At 73.1% G+C, this 16,834-nt stretch carries 14 protein-coding genes and 1 riboswitch; of the genes, 11 read left to right on the top strand and 3 right to left on the bottom strand.

Features of this window, described 5'->3' with window-relative positions:
• Positions 1 to 18 precede the first annotated feature (18 nt).
• A riboswitch (cobalamin riboswitch) is annotated at positions 19 to 130 on the bottom strand.
• Between the two features lie 193 nt (positions 131 to 323).
• Positions 324 to 734 carry a DoxX family protein gene (locus NOCA_RS16050; protein ID WP_011756316.1) on the top strand — a complete coding sequence of 137 codons (411 nt, stop codon included), beginning with the start codon at positions 324 to 326 and terminating at the stop codon, positions 732 to 734.
• A 262-nt stretch (positions 735 to 996) separates the two neighbouring features.
• Complete coding sequence (acnA, locus tag NOCA_RS16045) at positions 997 to 3,822, top strand: aconitate hydratase AcnA (protein ID WP_041546597.1); 2,826 nt, start codon at positions 997 to 999, stop codon at positions 3,820 to 3,822.
• 72 nt (positions 3,823 to 3,894) lie between these two features.
• Here the strand turns inward: acnA and NOCA_RS16040 are convergent, their stop codons facing one another.
• Complete coding sequence (locus NOCA_RS16040) at positions 3,895 to 5,193, bottom strand: ISL3 family transposase (protein ID WP_011755226.1); 1,299 nt, start codon at positions 5,191 to 5,193, stop codon at positions 3,895 to 3,897.
• Between the two features lie 197 nt (positions 5,194 to 5,390).
• Between NOCA_RS16040 and NOCA_RS16035 the strand changes: the two genes are divergently transcribed.
• Positions 5,391 to 6,704, top strand: coding sequence for a hypothetical protein (locus NOCA_RS16035; RefSeq protein ID WP_011756314.1), 1,314 nt, complete (start codon positions 5,391 to 5,393; stop codon positions 6,702 to 6,704).
• Positions 6,691 to 7,206, top strand: coding sequence for a SigE family RNA polymerase sigma factor (locus tag NOCA_RS16030; RefSeq protein WP_011756313.1), 516 nt, complete (start codon positions 6,691 to 6,693; stop codon positions 7,204 to 7,206). The genes NOCA_RS16035 and NOCA_RS16030 overlap by 14 nt, the downstream gene beginning before the upstream one ends.
• Here NOCA_RS16030 and NOCA_RS16025 read toward each other — a convergent pair.
• Complete coding sequence (locus tag NOCA_RS16025) at positions 7,187 to 7,504, bottom strand: hypothetical protein (RefSeq protein ID WP_011756312.1); 318 nt, start codon at positions 7,502 to 7,504, stop codon at positions 7,187 to 7,189. The two genes, NOCA_RS16030 and NOCA_RS16025, sit on opposite strands and share 20 nt — an antisense overlap.
• A gap of 120 nt (positions 7,505 to 7,624) precedes the next feature.
• On the opposite strand from NOCA_RS16025, the gene NOCA_RS16020 reads away from it, so the two are divergent.
• The 3 genes from NOCA_RS16020 (at position 7,625) to NOCA_RS16010 (ending at position 8,978) form a co-directional block, all read left to right on the top strand.
• On the top strand, positions 7,625 to 7,924 hold the full coding sequence (locus NOCA_RS16020; protein ID WP_041546595.1) for a thiamine-binding protein: 300 nt from the start codon (positions 7,625 to 7,627) through the stop codon (positions 7,922 to 7,924).
• A 223-nt stretch (positions 7,925 to 8,147) separates the two neighbouring features.
• Positions 8,148 to 8,549 (top strand): secondary thiamine-phosphate synthase enzyme YjbQ, encoded by a 402-nt coding sequence (locus NOCA_RS16015; RefSeq protein WP_011756310.1) that lies wholly within the window; start codon positions 8,148 to 8,150, stop codon positions 8,547 to 8,549.
• Between the two features lie 225 nt (positions 8,550 to 8,774).
• On the top strand, positions 8,775 to 8,978 hold the full coding sequence (locus tag NOCA_RS16010; RefSeq protein ID WP_011756309.1) for a cold-shock protein: 204 nt from the start codon (positions 8,775 to 8,777) through the stop codon (positions 8,976 to 8,978).
• A gap of 102 nt (positions 8,979 to 9,080) precedes the next feature.
• On the opposite strand, the gene NOCA_RS16005 is transcribed toward NOCA_RS16010, so the two are convergent.
• The gene (locus NOCA_RS16005; protein ID WP_011756308.1) at positions 9,081 to 9,323 is read right to left on the bottom strand and encodes a hypothetical protein; all 243 of its coding nucleotides are present in this window, start codon (positions 9,321 to 9,323) and stop codon (positions 9,081 to 9,083) included.
• A 496-nt stretch (positions 9,324 to 9,819) separates the two neighbouring features.
• Here NOCA_RS16005 and NOCA_RS16000 point away from each other — a divergent pair, with 496 nt between their 5' ends.
• From NOCA_RS16000 to NOCA_RS28480, 4 genes are all read left to right on the top strand, one after another.
• Entirely contained in the window at positions 9,820 to 12,903 is a 3,084-nt protein-coding gene (locus NOCA_RS16000) for an FtsX-like permease family protein (protein WP_011756307.1), read from the top strand.
• Complete coding sequence (locus NOCA_RS15995) at positions 12,900 to 13,751, top strand: ABC transporter ATP-binding protein (protein ID WP_011756306.1); 852 nt, start codon at positions 12,900 to 12,902, stop codon at positions 13,749 to 13,751. Before NOCA_RS16000 ends, NOCA_RS15995 begins: the two co-directional genes overlap by 4 nt.
• A complete protein-coding gene (locus tag NOCA_RS15990; RefSeq protein ID WP_011756305.1) occupies positions 13,744 to 14,400 on the top strand; it encodes an ATP-binding cassette domain-containing protein in 657 nt (218 codons plus the stop codon). The genes NOCA_RS15995 and NOCA_RS15990 overlap by 8 nt, the downstream gene beginning before the upstream one ends.
• Before the next feature lie 255 nt (positions 14,401 to 14,655).
• Positions 14,656 to 16,803, top strand: a complete 2,148-nt coding sequence (locus NOCA_RS28480) for an MMPL family transporter (protein WP_011756304.1) — start codon at positions 14,656 to 14,658, stop codon at positions 16,801 to 16,803.
• Positions 16,804 to 16,834 lie beyond the last annotated feature (31 nt).

Here is a 16,834-nt window from a genome sequence, read left to right as displayed (position 1 = left end):
GGTTCTCGCCCCATCGATCGGTCGGACGTGCCCGCGGCCAGTGTCTGGCTGCCCTCCTGACGGAGGATCACAGTGGCGGAACCGCCCCGGAGTCTCACCGGGTTCCTGGGCCACGAGCGATGTGCAGCCTACGGGGCGATCGGCCTCGTGCCTGCCCCGGTCCATCTCGTGCGACCCCAGGGCCAGGTCGCCGACGATCGATGCTGAGGTCCGTTTCGCGCACTGTGGCGCAGGTCACCGGGCCGTCGGGAAGACCGCGGGCGACGATGTGCTTGAGTCATTCGGTTCAACTTTCAATTATTCGACCCGGAGGTAACCCCCACATGGACGTCGTCGTCCTCGTCGCCCGCATCCTGTTCGCCGCGATCTTCGTCGCGTCCGGCATCGGCCACCTGACCGCCACCAAGGCGATGGCCGGCTACGCCCAGTTCAAGGGCGTCCCGGCTGCCACCTTCAGCACCGTCGCGTCCGGCGTGCTGATGGTGGTCGGCGCGCTGTCGGTCCTGCTCGGCGTCTGGGGCGACCTCGGCTCCCTGCTGCTGGCCGCCGCCATCGTGCCGATCCCGTTCCTCATGCACGCCTTCTGGAAGGAGCAGGGCGAGGCCAAGATGAACGAGCAGGTCCAGTTCAACAAGACCCTCTCGCTCGTCGGCGGCGCCCTGGCGCTCTTCGCCCTCTTCGCGCTGGTGCCCGACCTGGGCCTGACCATCACCGGTCCGCTCTTCGAGGTCTGATCTAGCGTCACGACCCGCCGCGGCCTCGACCCTCCCGGTCGGGGCCGCGGCTGCGTCCGAGCATCGAGCGCCACGGCGCCCGCGCCGGCCTCGGCATGGTCGGGTCGACCTCGTCTCGGCATCATGTATCTTGATATCAAGAGATATCGCTTCGGTGCCGCTGGGTACGGGCGGACGGGGTTAGGACAGCCTTCCTTTTCCCTGGCTCACGCCCGGCGGCAGGATGGCGATTCACGGTGCAGACGACGAGACGTCAGAGGAGATGACTGCTGTGGCCAGTCAGGACAGCTTCGGTGCCAAGAGCACCCTGGACGTGGACGGAAAGTCCTACGAGATCTTCCGCCTCGACGCGGTGCAGGGCGAGGGGCTCGACGTCGCGTCGCTGCCGTTCAGCCTCAAGGTGCTGCTGGAGAACCTGCTGCGCACCGAGGACGGCGCGGACATCACCGCGGACGACATCCGCGCGATCGCCGGGTGGAACGCGGACGACGAGCCGAGCAAGGAGATCCAGTTCACCCCGGCGCGGGTCATCATGCAGGACTTCACGGGCGTGCCGTGCGTGGTCGACCTGGCCACCATGCGCGAGGCGATGGCCGAGCTCGGCGGCGACCCGACGAAGATCAACCCGCTCGCGCCCGCCGAGATGGTCATCGACCACTCGGTGATCGCCGACGTGTTCGGCACCCCCGAGGCGTTCGCGCGGAACGTCGAGATCGAGTACCAGCGCAACCGCGAGCGCTACCAGTTCCTGCGCTGGGGGCAGGGCGCGTTCGACGACTTCAAGGTCGTCCCGCCGGGCACCGGCATCGTGCACCAGGTCAACATCGAGCATCTCGCCCGCACCGTCTTCACCCGCGAGGTCGACGGACAGCTGCAGGCCTACCCCGACACCTGTGTCGGCACCGACTCCCACACCACGATGGTCAACGGCATCGGTGTGGTCGGCTGGGGCGTCGGCGGCATCGAGGCCGAGGCCGCGATGCTCGGCCAGCCGGTGTCGATGCTGATCCCGCGCGTCGTCGGCTTCAAGCTCCACGGTGACCTGCCCGAGGGCTCGACCGCGACCGACCTGGTGCTCACCATCACCGAGATGCTGCGCGAGCACGGCGTGGTCGGCAAGTTCGTCGAGTTCTACGGGCCCGGTGTCTCCGTGCTGCCGCTGGCCAACCGCGCCACGATCGGCAACATGAGCCCCGAGTTCGGCTCCACGATCGCGGTCTTCCCGATCGACGCCGAGACCCTCAAGTACCTCGAGCTGACCGGCCGGTCGAAGGAGCAGCTCGCGCTGGTCGAGACCTACGCCAAGACGCAGGGCCTCTGGCACGACCCCGACGCCGAGCCGCGGTTCTCCGAGCAGCTCGAGCTCGACCTGGCGAGCGTCGTGCCGTCGATCGCGGGCCCCAAGCGCCCGCAGGACCGGGTCGCGCTGTCCGACGCCAAGCAGTCCTTCCGCGGTGCCCTCCGGGCGTACGTCGACCACGAGGAGTCGGCCATCTCGGGGGCCTACGACGAGGCGCTCGAGGAGTCCTTCCCGGCCTCCGACACGCCCGCCGCCCACGAGGACGTGCACGGGCAGACGCCGGCGCGCGACTACCTGTCGACCGCGCCGAAGGACAACGGGCGGGCGAGCAACCCCGCTGTGGTCACCCTCAGCGACGGCACCGAGTGCGAGCTCGACCACGGCGCGGTGGCCATCGCGGCGATCACGTCGTGCACGAACACCTCGAACCCGTCGGTGATGATCGGCGCCGCGCTGCTGGCGAAGAAGGCCGTGGAGAAGGGCCTGCAGCGCAAGCCGTGGGTCAAGACCACGCTGGCCCCCGGCTCCAAGGTGGTCTCGGACTACTACGAGCGGTCCGGGCTCACGCCGTACCTCGACAAGCTCGGCTTCAACCTGGTCGGCTACGGCTGCACCACCTGCATCGGCAACTCCGGTCCGCTGATCCCGGAGGTCAGCCAGGCGGTCAACGAGAACGACCTCGCCGTCGCCTCGGTGCTCTCGGGCAACCGCAACTTCGAGGGCCGGATCAACCCGGACATCAAGATGAACTACCTGGCCTCGCCGCCGCTGGTGGTCGCCTACGCGCTGGCCGGCTCGATGGACGTCGACCTGTTCAACGACCCGCTGGGCCAGGACCAGGACGGCAACGACGTCTTCATGAGGGACATCTGGCCGACCTCCCAGGAGGTCGAGGACGTGATCCGCGACGCGATCACCTCCGACATGTTCTCCACCGACTACGCCGACGTGTTCGCCGGCGACGAGCAGTGGCGCTCGCTGCCGACCCCCGAGGGCAAGACGTTCTCGTGGGAGGAGAGCTCGACGTACGTCCGCAAGCCTCCGTACTTCGACGGCATGCCCGAGGAGCCCGAGCCGGTCGCCGACATCTCGGGTGCCCGGGTGCTGCTCAAGCTCGGCGACTCGGTGACCACCGACCACATCAGCCCGGCCGGTGCGATCAAGAAGGACTCGCCGGCGGGCCGATACCTCTCCGAGCACGGCGTCGAGCACCGCGACTTCAACTCCTACGGGTCGCGCCGAGGCAACCACGAGGTGATGATCCGCGGCACGTTCGCGAACATCCGGCTGCGCAACCAGCTGGCGCCGGGCACCGAGGGCGGCTTCACCCGTGACTTCACGGCGGGCGGCGAGGTGACCACGGTGTTCGAGGCCTCCGAGAACTACGTCGCGGCCGGCACGCCGCTGGTGGTGCTCGCGGGCAAGGAGTACGGCTCGGGCTCCTCGCGTGACTGGGCCGCCAAGGGCACCGCGCTGCTCGGCGTGAAGGCCGTGATCGCGGAGTCCTACGAGCGCATCCACCGCTCCAACCTGATCGGCATGGGCGTGCTGCCGCTGCAGTTCCCCGAGGGCCAGACCGCGGAGTCGCTCGGGCTGACCGGCGAGGAGGAGTTCTCCATCACCGGTGTGACGGCACTCAACGACGGCACCACGCCCCGGACCGTGAAGGTCAAGGCGGGGGAGAAGGAGTTCGACGCGGTCGTCCGCATCGACACCCCCGGCGAGGCGAACTACTACCGCAACGGCGGGATCATGCAGTACGTCCTGCGGAACCTCCTGAAGGCCTGAGCACCACGCCGAGTCGGCGTCGGCTTCCGCGGAAGCCGACGCCGACTCGGGCTCTCCTGTCGTTTGTGTGGGTCATGTTCGGCCCGGTAGTGCGGGTGTGTGGCCGCTGAGGGTGAGCATCAGGAGGCTGATCAGGGCGTCGGGGTCCTTGATGCCGAACGCGATCCGGTTGCGGAGTCGGATGCGGGTGTTGACCGATTCGCTGATCGCGTTGGAGAGGCCGTGCTCGATCGCGGCCAGGATCGGGCCGCGTTGCTCGGCGACCATGCGGGCGAGGTCGACAAACTGGGCGATACGACATCGCCGTGCCGAGCGGCACCAGGCGTCGATCGCGATGCGGGCTTCGGCGGCCGGCAGTCGCAGGACGGCGCGGAGGCCTTCCTTGAGTTGGTAGGCCCGCCACAGTCGGGGGTCGGTCTTGGCGATCCAGTCCAGTCGGGCCTGCTGGTGGGTGGTGAGGTTCTCGGGGTTCTTCCACAGCGCGTACCGCGAACGGGTCAAGATCCGCAGCCGCTGGTAGGCGGGGAACTCCTCCTGGACGTCGGCGGGTGCGCGGCCGCGGCCGCGGGAGTTGGCCCGGGCGATCCGACGGGTCTCGCGCCAGACCTCGAGCCGGACCTCGCCGAGGGCGTCGTTGGCCCACTTCACCACGTGGAAGGGATCGGCGACCCGGACCGCCTGCGGGCAGTTCTTAGCCGTCGACTTGGCGATGTAGGGCGCGGCGTCGGCGCTGATGTGGGTGATCTGTGCGCACCGGTGCGGCCCAAGGGCATCGAAGAACGACTGGACGGTCGCGGTGGTGTTGCCCTTGCCGACCCACACCAAACGACCGGTGTCGTGATTGACGACCGCGAGCAGGTAACGCTGATGACGGCGCCAGGACACCTCGTCGATCCCGATCCGGGTCAACCCGTCGAGCAAGTCGACCCGGGCGGCGATCTGGTTCCAGACCCGGGTCAAGATCCCGCTCACGGTGCGCCACGACACCCGCATCAGCTCAGCCACCGTGGACAGCGAGGTCTTGGTGACCAGCCAGGCGACCTGATCCTCGAACGCGTGCGTCGCCCGGGCTCGATGGCGAGCCCAGGGCACGTGCGCGACGACCACGCCATGCGCGCGGCACCGCACCCGTGGCGAGTCGGCTTCCAGGTAGACCCGCACAGTGGCGCTATCCAGGGCACGCCACCGCCGCCGACCGCGCCCAGCGTCGTACCCGGCCGCCGGCGCGCGACACCGCCCACACCGGCCCCGGCGACGCGCCATCGGCCGAACAGCGACCACGAGCACCCGTTCATCGCGATCGAGCTCGACACCCTCGATCACGGTGTCTTCGAGCCCGAGCAGGCACCGCCATAGGCTGACATCACGCACGCCGCTCTCCTTGACGCCGGTTCTGGTTCCTAGACAGCTCCAAAACCTAGGCAGAGAGCGGCGTGCGCCCGTCTACGGCACGCTCAACCCACCCACACATTCAGCAGGAGAGCCCGACTCGGGCATTTCCTGGCCTGACCCCTCTCTTTCGGGATCTCGTCGCGTGGGTAGGGGTGAGACCCGCTCCAGGAGGACCGATGACACTGCACGACCGGCTCGCCGAGCTCGCCGGGGACGCCCCGCCCGGCGGACCCGTCCCCGACCTGTGGGAACGCGGCCGCAGCTATCACCGTCGGCAGCGGGTCGGGACGCTCGCGATCGCGGCGATGGCGGTCGTGCTGCTGGCGACGATCGCCGGCCTCGACTGGCAGCGCTCGGCCCCTCAGCCGGCGCCGGCGGGTGGTCAGGTGGGGCTGCCGGACCAGGTCTGGACGCCGGGCGCGTGGCTGCCGTCGACCGACCGGCCCGGCCGCCTCGCGGCCGTGACCGGCGCCCAACAGGGCACCTGGACCGGCGAGCGCTCGGCCGTCGTCGGCGTCTCGGCAGCCACCGGCGGGTACGCGTTCCTCGACCTGCCCGACGTCGACCTCGAGCACGGCGGGGTCGCGCTCGCACCCGACGGCTCGCATCTGGCGTACTGGCTGACCGGCCGCACGAGGGACACGCCGAACAGCGCATCGGGTCCGATCACGGGCGTCGCAGTGTTCGACGCCGAGACGGGCGGGACCACGCGGCACTGGATCCCGACCGACCATGGGCTCCAGCCGGACTTCCTCGCATGGGCCGACAGCGACACGGTGGTCTTCTCGGCCGGCCAGATCCGCGGCGGCGACGACGACTCCGACATGGACCGGGCGAGCTCGTCGTTCGGCACGGTCACCAGCTGGCCGCTGGGCGGTGAGCCGCAACCGGTTCCCGGCGTCGGCGCCGGCGAGTCGCTGCTGGGCGCCGGCCACGGCCGGATCCTCCTCGACGACCGTTCCTCCGAGGGCGGTCGTGGGTACCCGTTGCTCGACCTCGCCGACCCGGGGAAGGTCCGCTACTTGGACTTCCGCCGAAGCTCGATCACGGTCGGCAGCCTGCACTCCGCCGCGGTGGACGCCTCCGGGCGCCGGGTCGCCTCGGTCCCGGGCAACCGGAACCCGAGCACGGTGCACGCGGGGCCCTCCGGACGGACGACACCGGTCCCGGGCACCGGGTCGACCTTCGGCGTCGTCGACTGGCTCGACGCCCGGACGATCGTCACGCTCCGGCGGACCGACCGCTCGCGGTCCGCGGGGAGCGGGCTGTACCGCGTCGCGCTCGGCACCGGGGAGTCGGAGCAGCTCGTGCGCCTCCCTGCCGATGGCGGGGCCTGGCAGTTCGCCACCGACCTCCTGGGCGCACCGTCGGTCGACGCGACGGAGCCCCCGTCGCCCATCGATCCACGGGTGACGGCGGGTCTGGCGACCGGCGTGTTCCTCGGCGCGGGCGCGACGCTCGTCCTCTGGAGGCGCCGTGTCCGTCCGTGACGCGGAGCGGGAGTCCTTCGAGCAGTACGTCGCCGCCCGCCGGGGCGCGCTGCTGCGCACGGCATACCTGCTCACCGGGAACCGGGAGGACGCCGAGGACCTGGTCCAGGTGAGCCTCGTGAAGGTGGTGCCGCGCTGGGCGCGGATCGCCGACGACCCGGAGCCCTACGTGCGCACGGTCCTGGTCCACGAGAGCGTCAGCCGGTGGCGCCGCCGCCGGTGGCGCGAGGTGCCCACCGAGCACCTGCCCGAGACGACCGTCAAGGGGCCGGACACCGACCGGATGGCACTCCGGCAGGCGCTCGCGACGCTCGCGCCGCGACAGCGGGCGGTGATCGTGCTGCGGTACTACGAGGACCTCACCGAGAAGGAGACCGCGGCGGTGCTCGGGATCTCGGTCGGCACGGTGAAGTCCCAGGCACGCGACGCCCTCGCCCGGTTGCGCGCGACTGCGCCGCACCTGGACGACGAGCGGGAGGCGCTCAGGCCACCCGGACGGTGAGCCCGGCGGCGTGGTCGGGCAGCGCCTCCTCGAGGGTGGCGGCGAGCTCGTCGGCGTCGACGACCTCCTCCGGGAGGGTGAAGGTGACGATCACGTGCGCCGGGGCGGTCTCCTCCGGTGCCTCGGGGACCAGCTCGACCGGTGCCTCGCGGCGCCGGCGGCACCGGTCGCAGTGCTCGATCTCGACGAGCAGTGCGGCGTGCTCGGGGCTGTGCAGCCCTCGTCCGGTCGCGCCACGGACGGTCGCGGCGGTCAGCCGGAGCATCCGGAGCTCGTGCCGTAGGCAGATCCTCGTCATCTCGTCCCCTCTCGAGCCGGCGGGCGACCACCCCGAGTGTCCCGGGCCGGGGCGTCGAAGGGTTCAACCCCGGGAGGGGGAGAAGGTCACGGCCGCGCGGCCACAACTACCCTGGGCGGCATGATCGTCGCGTTCAGCATCTCCCCGACCACCGGTGACGAGACCGGCGGCGTCTCCGAGGCCGTGGCCGCCGCCGTCCGGGTGGTCCGCGAGTCCGGCCTGCCGCACGAGACCAACGCGATGTTCACCAACATCGAGGGGGAGTGGGACGAGGTGATGGCGGTGGTCAAGCGTGCCGTCGACGTCGTCGCCGCGGTGTCCCCCCGGGTCGGGCTGGTGCTCAAGGCCGACATCCGGCCGGGGTACGACGGGCAGCTCACCGCGAAGGTCGAGCGCGTCGAGCGACTGCTCGCGGACTGACCGTCGCGCACCGACCTGCTAGGCGGGCTTCCGGGACGCCTGCAACTGGGTCTCGGTGTCGGCGAAGCCGACCGAGCGGTACACCCGGATCGCGAGGTACTACGGGTCAGGGTGGTGCTCGACGTCGCTGCCGGCCTCCTCGAGCAGCGCGAGGTCAGTCCGGTAGGCCAGCGAGCGTACGTCCACGGGGGCGACCGTAGCGGTCCGTGGCACGATCGAACGCGTGGATTCCGCGACCCGCAGCTACCGCACCGGCGACCGCGAGGCCGTCGTGGACCTCACCGAGGACTGCCGTGGGTTCGTGGCGGGGCGAGGGGACGGCCTGCTGCAGGTGTTCGTCCCGCACGCGACGGCGGGGATCGCGATCATCGAGACCGGCGCCGGCAGCGACGACGACCTGCTGGCCGCCCTGGCCGACCTGCTCCCGGCCGACGACCGCTGGCGGCACCGGCACGGCAGCCGCGGCCACGGCCGCTCGCACGTGCTGCCCGCGCTGGTGCCGCCGTACGCCACCGTCCCGGTGCTCGGCGGCCGGCTCGCGCTCGGCACCTGGCAGAGCGTGTGCCTGGTCGACCTCAACATCGACAATGCCGAGCGCGAGGTGCGGCTCAGCTTCCTCGGCTGAGCCAGGACCGCGGCCAGTGCCCGACGATCGGAGTGGTCGGGGGTCGCGCTGCTAGGCTCGTGGTGTTGAAGGGGCTCCGGCTCCTCGGTGGCCGGTCCCGGCCACCGGTTCGTCGCACTCATCCCTTGGTCTTCGGTCAGCTGGACATCAAGCGCAGCGCAGATGTCTTCAGCTCGCGGCCGGCGAGAACGCCGAACGCATCCGACACGAACAAGGAACACCAAGATGGCACAAGGCACCGTGAAGTGGTTCAACGACGACAAGGGCTTCGGCTTCATCGCCCAGGACGGCGGTGGCCCGGACGTGTTCGTCCACCACACCGCGATCGCCGGCACCGGCTTCAAGTCCCTCAAGGACGACCAGCGCGTCGAGTTCGAGGTGACGCAGGGTCCCAAGGGCCCGCAGGCCGAGAACGTCCGCGCCCAGTAGTCCCGCCCAGTAGCACCTGCTCGGCAGTACGAGGGGCGGACCACGATCTCGATCGTGGTCCGCCCCTCGTGGCGTTCTCCGGCGCCTCGGGCGTCCGGCGTGTCAGCGATCGAACAGGTCGCGGTGCAACCTCAGCTCCGCCTGCATCCGCCACGGCACCGGCAGCTTGCGCCGCTCGAGTGCCGAGACGTAGGCCTGGAGGGCGAGCATCAGCTCATGCCGCGCGTCGGCGAGCTCGTCGCGCGCAACCCAGCCGTTGCGGCTGTGCTCGACGGCGGTCCGTGCCCGGTGGACCCGCAGCAGCAGCGTCTCGAGGGACCGGCCGCGGGCGGGGTCGGTGGTCATCAGCTGACGACCTGATCGAGCCTCATCGACGTACCTGCCTCGCAGCCGGCGGCTTTCGGGAGGTCCACGGCGGCGGATCCCCGAGCGGTTCACGACAGCCTACATGCGGGCTACCGGCGGCCGGAGGCGTCGCCGGGCCGGCGCGCACCAGAGGAGGACGTCCCGAGGCCGAGGTGACCTGCTGCCCGGCCCGGCACCGGGAGGACCCGGGTCCGGAGTCCCGGCCCGGGCGGGACCTCGGGCTCTACGCCACCGGGCGCCGCGCGGAGAGAGTCGTGGTGACGCGGGGGATGGGCCAGCGCAGGAACCGTGCGCCATGTCCGGTCGCAGGATGCGCGCCGTGTGACCGATGGTGAGCGGCGGCCATGGAGTTCCGGGAGCGGCCCACCCCCCGCCCACCGCGCTCGGCGTTCCTGCGCGTCCTGGGGCGTCCCGAGTGGCATGCTGACGCGGTGCACGGGGGCGGATCACTGACGGCCGGCCACGGGGGTCGCCGATGAGGTTGCGGTACCGGCCGTTCCAGGCCGCCGCGCTGGCGACCCTGGCCGCGCTCGTCACCGCGTGCGCGGTGTTCGCCCCGCTCTACGACCGGGCGATGCGGCAGGCCCTGACCGACATCACCGTCGAGCGCGCCGACCCCGCCGTCGCCGGGCTCCAGCTGGTCGCGACCCGTGCGGGCGGAGGTGGGTTCGGGTTCCAGAACCGTGACCGGCCCGCGCATCCCGAGGTCGTCGCCGACGTCGTCCCCGCCGGCATCCGCGCCAGGTATCTCGCACCGGTCCTCGGCTACGCGGCTGCGGCGAGCAGGCTTCCCGGCTCCTCCGACGACCCCGGCGGCGACCTCGTGTGGCGAGACGGGGCCTGCGTGCACCTCGCGATCGTGGCCGGCGCCTGTGCCGAGCGGGCCGGCGAGATCATGGTGAGCGAGGCGGACGCCGACAACTTCGACCTCCCGGTGGGTGCCCGGCTGGCGATCCCGGGGATCCCGCGCAACGGCACGCACGCGACCGTCCCCCGTGCCCGGCTCGTCGTCGTGGGCGTCTACGCCCAGGAGCCGGCGCCGTACTGGCTGGGCCTGCGGCTGACCGGCCGCTCCGGTCTCGTGGACCCCGGACCTCCGGCGGAGGTCCAGCACGATGTCTGGTTGACGGCCCGCGCGACGTTCGAGGACACGGGCGTGCCGCCGCTGCCCGGCGGCCGGTCCACGGTCGCGCTCCCGCTCGACGTGCCCGAGCTGGGCGTCGACGACCTGTTCGTGCTCTCCGATGCCATCCGGCGGCTCGGGAAGACCGCCGGGGCGGGCGCCGACGGCACCATCGTCACGCCGTACTCCGGCCTGCCGGACATCGCCGACGAGGTCCGCGAGCAGAGCGACCAGTCGCGGGTCACCGTGCCGCTGCTGATGGCCCAGCTGGGCCTGCTCGCCCTCGTCGTGCTGTGGCTGACGCTGCTCGCCGTCACCGAGCAACGGCGGCCCGAGGTGGCGCTGGCGCGGCTGCGCGGCCGCGGTCGCCGCGGAGCCCGCGGGCTCCTCGCCGGCGAGCTGTTGCCGGTCGCGCTCGCGGGCGTGGTCCCGGGCGCGGTGCTGGCCCTGCTCGGCGTCTGGGCGGCGCGGACCACGCTGCTGCCCGGGCACGCGCCGTTCGAGACCGGCGTCCGCCTGCTGGGGGCGGTGGGCCTCGCCGTACTCGCGCTGGTGCTGCTGACCGGCCTCGCCGTCGCCCGCGTGGCGCGCGAGCCGGTCGAGACGCTGCTGCGCCGGGTGCCGCCGCGCCGCAACGGCTGGGCGCTGGGCACCGGCGACGCCCTGGTGGTGGCCGGGTGCGGCTCGCTCGTCGTGGCCTTCGCCACCGGTGGCCTGGAAGGCCCCGTGGCGCTCGCGGCGCCCGGGCTGATCGCGGTCGTCGTCGGGCTGGTCCTCGCCCACCTGACCGGGCCGATCACGGCGCTCGCCGGGCGTCGGTCGCTCGCTCGCGGCCGGGTCCGGGCCGCCGTCAGCCTGCTGGACGCCGCCCGCAGCCCGGCCACCCGGCGGGTGGTCGCCATCGTCACCCTCGCCTCCGCCCTGGCCGTCTTCTCGGCAGACGCTTTCGTCGTCGGCGACCGCAACCGCGCCTCGGCGGCGGCCCAGGATGCCGGCGCCCGGCTGGTCGCCGACGTGGAGGGCGGGGATCTCGCGGCGGTCCGGGACGCGCTGGCCCAGGTCGACCCGGAGGGCCGCCGGGTGACACCGGTCGTGCGGATCCGCCCGCCCGGCACCGGGGCCGTCGAGACCGTCGCCGTGGTGCCCGAGGAGTTCCGGCGGATCGCCCTGCTCGGGGGCGACGCCCCGCCCGCCTCGGCCTGGGATCGGCTGGCCGTCGCCGACGCCGAGCCGATCCGGATCAGCGGGACCCGGCTCCGGGTCGACGTCGACGACTCGACGCTGGTGTCGATCCGCACCGACGGTGAGCGCGGCCCGCTGACCCTGGGGATGGACCTGGTCACCCCGGCCGGCGAGACGCTGCACACCGCGGTCGGGGAGCTCCCCGACGAGGTCGACCACGCCCGCTTCGAGGTGACGTCGTACTGCCGCGAGGGCTGCTTCGTCACCGCCCTCTGGCTGCAGACGGTGCCCGGCGCCACCCTCAAGGGCGCGGCGACGCTGAGCCACCTGGTCGGCGACGAGCCGGTCGCGATCGGCCCGGCCTCGCGGTGGACGCCGCTGCACGACCCGGTCGTCGGCGACATGGAGCCGGCCTCGACCTCGCCCGACCGGCTCACCGTCAGCGTTCGCAGCGAGGGCTCCAGCGCGCTCACGATGCGGCAGACCTGGCTGCCCAGCGTGGTTCCGGCGCTCGTCGCCGGCGCCCTGCCTCCGGGCGCACAGGGCGACGACTTCGACCTGACCGGCCTCGGCGGCACCGTGCGGCCCGCCGCCCGGGCCGGCACCATCGCGCGGGTGCCGGGAGCCGGGGCCGACGTCGCGGTCGCCAACCTCGACCTGGTGCAGCGCGGGGTGAGCCTGGCGACCAGCGCCCGGGTCGAGCTGTGGTTCGCCGAGGACGACCCGGGCCTGCTGGCGGAGGTCGACGCCGCCCTGCACGACCGCGGCGCCGGCCTCACGACGACCACCACGCTCCGCGACGTCCGGCGCGGGTACGACGAGTCCGCGGCCGCGTGGAGCATCCAGCTGGCCGCCCTCGTCGGCGCGGCGGCCGTCCTGATCGCGCTCCTGGTGCTGCTGGTCGGCGCCGCGAGCAGCTGGCGGTTCCGCACCCGAGACCTCGCGGCGCTGCGGATGAGCGGCGTGCCCCGCCGTACCGTCGGGGCGATGGCGGTCGCGGCCCAGCTGCCCGCCGTCGCGGTCGGCGTGGTCGCCGGCACCGCCGCCGGGCTGTACGGCGCCTCCCTCGCGCTTCCGACCGTCCCGCTCCTCGCCGACCCGCCGGCGGTCTCCACGCTGGACCTGGACACCGCCTGGCCGGCCGTCGCCGCGGCGGTGCTCGCGGTCCTGGCGGTGCTGGCCACCTCGAGCGTGATCATCGGCCGGACGCTGGCCCGTCGCTCCGACGTACGACGGCTCAGGGAGACGCTGTGAGCGCCGCGCGGACCGGGCTGCGGGTCAGCACGCGGCGGCTCGTCCACATCTACCGCTCCGAGGGCCACGAGGTCGCAGCGCTGTCCGGCGTCGACCTCGACGTCGAGCCCGGCGAGCTGGTCGGCCTGCTCGGCCCCTCGGGCGCCGGCAAGTCCACGCTGCTCAGCCTGCTCGCCGGGGTGTTCCGCCCCAGCGCCGGCAAGGTGCACGTCGGCGACCTGGAGCTCTCGACCGCCGGCGCCCGCGACCTGGACCGGATGCGGGCCCAGGACGTGTCGCTGATGCTGCAGGGCGCGGACCGCAACCTGCTGCCGTACTACCCGGCGCTGGAGAACGTCCGATTCGCCCAGCGCGCCGCTCGCCGGGCCGGCAAGGACCTGCCCGACCCCGACGACGTGCTCGCGCGCCTCGGCCTGGTCGCGGCCGCGCAGCGGCCGCTGGCCGAGCTCACCCCCGGCCACCTCCAGCTGGCCGCCCTCGCGGTCGCGATGGCCTCCCGACCGGGCCTGCTGCTCGCCGACGAGCCGACCAGCCAGCTCGACCACGCCGCCCGCGACCAGGTGCTGGCCGCGATCGCCGAGACCAGCCGCGAGCTCGGCACCACCGTCGTCATCGTCACGCACGACCCCGACGTCGCAGCCCGGCTGCCGCGCACGATCACGATCCGCGACGGCCGGGTCGGTGGGGAGGGCCGCAGCGGCGAGGAGTACGCCGTCGTCACCCCCGACGGGTTCCTGCCGCTGCCGGTGCACGTCCGCGACCAGCTCGCGCCCGGGACGCTGGTGCGCTTCCACCCGGCCGACGGGTCCGGCTACCTCCTGGTGCCCGAGGAGGAGACCGATGAGTGAGCTGCGAGCGAGCGGCCTCTCGGTGTCGTACGGCGACCTGCTGGCGCTGCACCCGCTCGACCTGGCGGTCGCCCCCGGCCGGCTGGTGTCGGTGACGGGGCCCTCCGGCGCCGGGAAGTCGACGCTGCTCTGGGCGCTCGCCGGTGCACTCACCCCCACTGCCGGCCGGGTCCGCCTGGGGGACGCCCCGGTGGTCGACCGGGAGCAGGCCGCCGCGCTCGGCGTGGTGGTCGTGCCCCAGGGCAACGGGCTGGCCTCCGCGTTGACCGCGGCCGAGAACGTCGTGGTGCCGCTGCTCAGCCAGGGCGTCGGGGCGGCCGACGCGCACCGCCGTACCGCCGAGGCGCTGACGCTGGTCGGCCTCGAGGAGTCCGGCAACCACCTGATCGAGGAGCTCTCCGGCGGCCAGCAGCAGCGGGTCGCCCTGGCGCGGGCGCTCGCCGCGCGTGCCGTCGTGCTGCTGGCCGACGAGCCGACCAGCGACCTCGACGCCGCCAACCGCGAGCGCGCCATGGCCGCGCTGCGCGCCGAGGCGGACCGCGGTGCCATCGTCGTGGTCGCCACCCACGACGCCGAGGCGGCCGCCCAGACCGACGCCGAGCTGCACCTCGACGAGGGCGTCGCCAGCTGGCCGCGGCCGCTGGCCTGACCGTCTCTCTCCCTCCAGCAGGGGTACGACGCTGCCGCCGCCGTCAGCTGTAACGCCGTGTTACCCCTTCTGCCGCGGGTGTTGCAGCAGGGTGGGCAGAAAGGGTAACCGGGCGTTACAGCGAGCCGGTCGGCCCCGCTCCACCGCCCTGGGGGCGGCGGGTCGCCCGATCCCAAGCCGACTCCCAGTCGGTCTCAAGCAGCGCGGCGCACGCTGCTCCCACCGATCAAGCAGACCTCATCCAGGGAGCAGCACGTGAACCGCATCCTCTACCGCCTCGGCGCCGGCGCCGCGGCGCACCCGTGGCGGACGATCTCCGCCTGGGTGGCCGTGGTCGTCGTCGCCTTCGGGCTCGCCGGCGCCCTCGGCGGCACCACCCACGACGACTACGACATCCCCGGCGCCCGGGCCCAGGTGGGCATCGAGCAGCTGCGCGCCCACGTGCCCGACGGCGGTGGCGCCACCGCGCAGGTCGTCGTGCACGACCCGAGCGGCGCCGCCCTGGACCCGGCCGACCTGACCGGCCTGGTCCAGCGGCTGCACCGCCTCGACCACGCCAGCTACGTCACCGAACCGCGGGTCTCCGCCGACGGCGACACCGCGCTCGTCACCGTGTCGTACGACGCCCCCGTCACCGACTCCGACCTGGTCGGCGCGAACGGCTACGACCCGCTCGTCGACGCCATCGCGCCGCTGCGCGCCGACGGCCTGCAGGCCGAGCTCGGCGGCGAGCTGCCCGGCGGCGCCGAGTCGCAGATGAGCGGCACCGGCGAGATCGCCGGCGTGATCGCCGCGCTCGTGCTGCTGGTCGTCGCGTTCGGCTCGGTGGTGGCCGCCGGCCTGCCGCTGGTGATCGCCCTGATGGGCCTGGCCGTCGGGTCCGCGGGCGTCACCCTGCTCGCCGCGACCATGGACGTCAGCACCGCGGCTCCCACGGTCGCCACCATGGTCGGCCTGGGCGTCGGCATCGACTACGCGCTGCTGCTGGTCACCCGGCACGTGGAGTTCCTGGGCCGGGGCCTGGACAAGCGCGACGCCGCCGGCCGCGCGATGGCGACCGCCGGCCGGTCGGTCGTGTTCGCCTCGGCCACCGTGCTGATCTCGCTGATGGGGCTGCGCCTGGGCGGGCTGCCGGTCTACGCCACGTTCGGCTACGCCACCGCGCTCGCCGTGGTGGCCGTGCTGGCCGCGGCGATCACGCTGGTGCCGGCCCTGTGCGGGTTGGCGGGCCGGCGGCTGCTCCCGCGGCGTACCCGCACCGGGCGCAGCGCCCGCGGCGCCAAGGCCCCGCTCACGGCCCGCTGGGCCGCCCGGGTCGCCCGGCGGCCCGTCGTCGCCGCGCTGGCGGCACTGATGTTCCTGCTGCTGCTCGCCGCCCCCACCCTGGGCATGCGCACCTGGCCGCAGGACGGCAGCAGCAACAGCCCGTCCACCTCCGTGCGCCGGGCCTACGACCTCATCGCGGAGGAGTACGGCGCCGGCGCGAACGGACCGTTCACGATCGTCGTCGACACCACCCGCGCCGACGCGGGGGACGTGGCCGACCGGGTCGCCGACCACGCCGGCATCGCCGGGGTCACCGTCCCCGTCACCTCGCCGGACGGTGCGATCGCCCTCTTCGACGCGGAGCCCACCACCGGCCCCGCCGACGAGCGCACCTCCGACCTCGTCGCGACCCTGCGGGCCGACCTCCCGGCGGGCGTCGAGGTCACCGGCACCACGCCGATCTTCGCCGACATCTCCGCGATGCTCTCGAGCCGGCTGTGGCTGGTCGTCGGGTTCGTGGTCGCGGTCTCCGTGCTGCTGCTCGCGATGATGTTCCGCTCCGTGGTCGTGCCGGTGAAGGCCGCCGTGATGAACCTGCTCTCGATCGGAGCGTCGTACGGCGTCCTCACCGCGGTGTTCCAGTGGGGCTGGGGCGGGAGCGTGCTCGGCATCGACCACGCGGTCGCCGTCTCGAGCTGGATCCCGATCCTGAACTTCGCGATCCTGTTCGGGCTCTCGATGGACTACGAGGTGTTCCTGCTCTCCCGGATCCGCGAGGAGTGGCTGCGCACCGGCGACGCCCGGGGCAGCGTGGAGCGCGGCCTGGCTTCGACCGGCCGGGTGATCTCCTCGGCCGCCGCGATCATGGTCGTCGTCTTCCTCGGGTTCTCCACCGAGGCCGACACCGTGGTCAAGCAGCTCGGCTTCGGCATGGCGGTGGCGATCGTGCTCGACGCCACCGTGGTCCGGATGGTGCTCGTCCCCGCGACGATGACCCTCCTCGGCCGGTGGAACTGGTGGCTGCCCGCGTGGCTGGACCGCCTGCTCCCGACCATCGAGGCCGAGCGGCACGAGTCCGACGACGAGATCTGGGGCGACTTCGACCAGACCGACCAGCGCACGCCGGCCGGCGTCTGACCCGGGCCCGAGCTCGGCGACCGAGGAGGGA

Source organism: Nocardioides sp. JS614 (genome assembly GCF_000015265.1).
Classification (GTDB): Bacteria; Actinomycetota; Actinomycetes; order Propionibacteriales; family Nocardioidaceae; genus Nocardioides.
This window is presented reverse-complemented; position numbering and strand designations above follow the sequence as displayed.

Coding starts and splice junctions, on each gene's coding strand:
- NOCA_RS15990 (WP_011756305.1), top strand. CDS start 13,744: ATGAGTGAGCTGCGAGCGAGCGGCCTCTCGGTGTCGTACGGCGACCTG.
- NOCA_RS16025 (WP_011756312.1), bottom strand. CDS start 7,504: ATGACGAGGATCTGCCTACGGCACGAGCTCCGGATGCTCCGGCTGACC.
- NOCA_RS16010 (WP_011756309.1), top strand. CDS start 8,775: ATGGCACAAGGCACCGTGAAGTGGTTCAACGACGACAAGGGCTTCGGC.
- NOCA_RS16050 (WP_011756316.1), top strand. CDS start 324: ATGGACGTCGTCGTCCTCGTCGCCCGCATCCTGTTCGCCGCGATCTTC.
- acnA (WP_041546597.1), top strand. CDS start 997: ATGACTGCTGTGGCCAGTCAGGACAGCTTCGGTGCCAAGAGCACCCTG.
- NOCA_RS16000 (WP_011756307.1), top strand. CDS start 9,820: ATGAGGTTGCGGTACCGGCCGTTCCAGGCCGCCGCGCTGGCGACCCTG.
- NOCA_RS16005 (WP_011756308.1), bottom strand. CDS start 9,323: ATGACCACCGACCCCGCCCGCGGCCGGTCCCTCGAGACGCTGCTGCTG.
- NOCA_RS16020 (WP_041546595.1), top strand. CDS start 7,625: ATGATCGTCGCGTTCAGCATCTCCCCGACCACCGGTGACGAGACCGGC.
- NOCA_RS16035 (WP_011756314.1), top strand. CDS start 5,391: ATGACACTGCACGACCGGCTCGCCGAGCTCGCCGGGGACGCCCCGCCC.